Raw genomic sequence first — 3,996 nt, forward strand, 5'->3', positions numbered from 1 at the left:
CAAAAAAGCATTTAATATAGTCGATTCCTGCTGCCGATAGATGCTATCAAAAAACTCTTAATTTACAATCCTTAGCTTCCTCTTTGCCTTAAAGAACTAAGAATCCTGTTAGAACCAATCTTTAAACAATCAAATTTCTCATTGAGTAACTTCCTCTTAAGTTTTCCCTTCGATTCGCACTCATATGTTTCACTGATATAAGGCGCGACAAGAAAATTGAATAATATTCACTAAGCCCCTTTAAAATACTTCATGTGGTGCAGCTTTGTATACCTCATATCATCACGCTAAATAATGGCGTTTTAAGGCACGGAAAAATCAATACTTATGATCGCATAAAAATGAATGCATACTAATATTACTGAAGTGCAATTCGATTCGAAATCACCAAACGCAAACCTAACGGGTTGCTATAACGAAGTAAAAAACGCTTTTGTTTAGAATGCGGCATTGCATAAAAAAATCGATGTAAATCAGAACGATCTTTTACAGCCACAATGCGATTATCTTCATTAATCATAAGCATGGGGAGGTTATAAGTATCTGCCCATAAACGCCAATCCAGAAGAACATTATTCAAATCTCTGGAAACTAAAAGCGGAATACAAGATTCCTCATCTGCATGAAATAACTCTAATGCAACAGCTCTTTCTCCTGAACGCGTTTTTACGGTACGTGCCGCAATTCCTTTGAAATGATAAGGAGGAACCAACTGCGATAAGCTTGAAGGCTTATCCATTTTAAAAAAAACACCACGCTCATTTAACGAACAAATGACCTTATTGCCCGTCTTGGATGAAAAATATGTCGTCGTTTGTGGCAAATGGCACGGATCTAAACGAAATTCAAGCACCGCTTTTGCCTGATTAAAGCATTGATTAGCCATATACAGTGTCCCAATTTAACTTAGATAACATACACCTTTTAGCAGCTTTTCCTCATTGGATTATTAAAAGTTTGAATAAAAAACAACTGATTTCTTTTTTGGTTATTAAAACCTAAACAAAAATATAGACCAGTATTCTTGAATTATAATACTTTTCTAGGATTCATAATTCCTAAAGGATCGAGTGTTCTCTTAATCCCTCGCATAATATCCAATGCAACAGGCGATTTAAAAGAACGAAGTTCTTCCCGCTTAAGCTGACCAATTCCATGCTCAGCAGAAAATGCACCTTGATACTCCATCACTAACCTATGAATGCGATGATTCATTTTTGACCATAATTGCAAGAACGCTGTCGTATCAGCGCCTATCGGTTGTGTAACATTATAATGCAAATTTCCATCCCCCATATGTCCAAAACAAACCACCCGTGCCCCTGGAGCAATATCTTCAACAATAAGTGCTGCCTCAGCAATAAAATCAGGAATGGAAGCAAGTGGTACAGCAATATCGTGCTTAATAGACCCTCCCGCCAACTTTTGTGCCGATGATATACTTTCTCGCAATTGCCAAAAAAAATCTTGCTGTTTTAAGGATTGCGCAACAATTGCATCTTCTATTACCGCTCTCTTTAAGGCTTTTTCTAATATAATACTCAACACAGATAAAGCTTCATCATCGCCTTGCAACGATGAAATGTTCATCAATACGTACCATTCATGTTTCTGTTGAAGAGGAGACTTCTCACATCTCTTATAATCTAAAGCCATTTGAAAACTGAGATTTCCCATGAGTTCAAAACCTGTCACCATCCCTCCTCCATATTCTTGAGCAAGAGATAAAAACTCTAAAGCTTTCGCTGGACCATGTAATCCTACCAAAGCAATTGCTTTTGCTTTTATTTTTGGAAAAATCTTTAAAACGGCTGCCGTTATAACGCCTAATGTGCCTTCTGCACCAATAAAAAGATTTTTTAAATCATAACCGCTATTGTCTTTTTTAACAAAGCGCAAATCATCTAAAATACGACCATCTGGTAAAACAACTTCTAAACCAAGACAAAGATCACGCATATTACCATAAGCTAAAACAGCAATCCCTCCAGCATTTGATGAAAGATTTCCTCCTATTTGGCAAGAGCTTTCAGATGCCAAAGAAAGAGGAAAAAAACGGCCTGATTCATCCACTTTTTTTGTAAATCCTGTAAAATAACACCAGCTTCTACAACAACAAAACTCCCATCAAGATTCATCGCTCTAATCTTATTTAATCGCTCCATGGATAAAAGAACGCTCTCTCCTCTTTCATCTGGTTGTTGCCCTCCCACGAGCCCTGTATTTCCACCCTGAGGTACAATTGGTGTGCGTGTTTGGCTCGCTAACTGCATAATCAATGAGATTTCTTGCGGTGAAGATGGACGTAAAAGTAAGGGGGTTTTTCCATGAAAAAGCCCTCGCTCTTCAAGCAAATAGGGTGCAATCAACGTCTGATCTGTTATAGCATTCTTGGCACCAACAATTTCTCTAAACCTCTCAATTAATTCCTGCTCCATATTTATTTCTCCCTTGGAGCTGCAGCCCTTATAAGACGATCATTGATAGCTTCTCCTAATCCATATGATGGAATAGGTTCTACGGCAATACATCGCACTTTAAATAAATCCAATTCCTTCATGTATTGAAATAAATGAGAAGCTGCCTCTTCCAACTTTCCTTCCTCGCTAAGGTTTAAAATAAAAACGGCATTTTCAGCCCCCATAACGCGTTTTGGACCAAATGCTAAAAGCGCTTCACCATTTTCTACCTTTTCTACATTCAAACGAATCGCGGCATTGGGAGCATAATGTGACTTTAACATTCCTGGAGCTTCAATCGCCGTCCTTTGATCTATCCGTTGTAAAGGCCTCCCCACAACTTCTTCAATTTTATCAGCTGCAAGCCCCCCTGGACGCAAAAGATAAATACTTTCACCACAAATCTTAACAATCGTTGATTCAAGCCCTATTTTTGCCGATCCTCCGTCCAATATCAAAGGAACAGATTCCCCCAAAGATGCGAAAACAGACTCAGCCGAAGTAGGACTAAGACGTCCTGATTGATTCGCACTAGGCGCAGCAAGTGGGCGACCAAAATATTGTACAACTTCCGCAAAACGACTGTCTGGAAAACGAACAGCCAAGGTATTTAAACCGGCAGTTGTTAAAGGATGGATATTATGCTTTTCCTTTAAAGGCAAAACCAATGTTAAAGGTCCTGGCCAAAATTTCTCCATTAACTGTCGTGAAAGAAAATCAATTTTAACATACCGTTCTGCCATTTCAAGACCGCTGACATGCACAATAAGAGGATTAATTTGCGGACGACTCTTTGTAGAAAAAATAGAGGAAATTGCCCTCCCATTGGTTGCATCGCCCGCTAATCCATAAACAGTTTCCGTTGGTAATGCGACTAACCTCCCTTGTTCAAGAAGCGCTATTGCCTCTTTTATCGAAGCGCTATTGAGTGGTAGAATCGTCATGACACATCATTCCTATAACGCTCTTTGAGTGGTGCAAAACTATAACGATGTAGCCCTACAATTGGACCATATTTATCAAGAGCTGTACGATGGGCTAATGTTGCATATCCTACGTGCTTCTCTAAGCCATAATCTGTATAAACTTGTCCTGCACATTCCATCATCCGGTCACGCGTTACTTTCGCAATAATAGATGCTGCTGCAATGGAAACCGAACGCTGATCGCCCTTAATCAATGCCATTGCAGGACAAAATAACTCAGAGGGGATATCGCGTCCATCAACAAGTACATAGTGGGCTGGAACAGCTAACCCTATAATACAGCGACGCATTGCTTCTAAAGTTGCTTTTCTAATATTAGATTGATCAATTGTACGGGCACAAAGACTAGCAACTGAAACGGCTAAGGCACTTTGCAAAATTTCATGATAAAGCCTATTTCGTTGGAGAAAAGAAAGTTTTTTCGAATCATTTAATCCATCAGGAATATGATCTTTATCCAAGATAACTGCTGCCGTTACCACCGGTCCAGCGAGAGGTCCCCGTCCTACTTCATCAACCCCTGCTACATAAAAAAAACCTTGCTTCTGCAA

At 39.2% G+C, this 3,996-nt stretch carries 3 protein-coding genes and 1 pseudogene; all 4 read right to left on the reverse strand.

Going from position 1 to position 3,996, the window contains the following annotated elements; genetic code table 11:
• Positions 1 to 358 precede the first annotated feature (358 nt).
• Entirely contained in the window at positions 359 to 886 is a 528-nt protein-coding gene (locus BN338_RS00345; RefSeq protein ID WP_039757985.1) for a DUF6101 family protein, read from the reverse strand.
• 143 nt (positions 887 to 1,029) lie between these two features.
• Positions 1,030 to 2,438: pseudogene (locus BN338_RS00350) on the reverse strand (FAD-binding oxidoreductase).
• A gap of 2 nt (positions 2,439 to 2,440) precedes the next feature.
• Positions 2,441 to 3,403, reverse strand: a complete 963-nt coding sequence (locus tag BN338_RS00355) for an L-threonylcarbamoyladenylate synthase (RefSeq protein ID WP_039757989.1) — start codon at positions 3,401 to 3,403, stop codon at positions 2,441 to 2,443.
• Positions 3,400 to 3,996: ribonuclease HII (locus BN338_RS00360; protein WP_039757992.1), on the reverse strand; the 597-nt coding region annotated here is incomplete at its 5' end. The genes BN338_RS00355 and BN338_RS00360, both read right to left, overlap by 4 nt.

The sequence above is a fragment of the Bartonella queenslandensis AUST/NH15 genome (assembly GCF_000312585.1).
Taxonomy (GTDB): domain Bacteria; phylum Pseudomonadota; class Alphaproteobacteria; order Rhizobiales; family Rhizobiaceae; genus Bartonella; species Bartonella queenslandensis_A.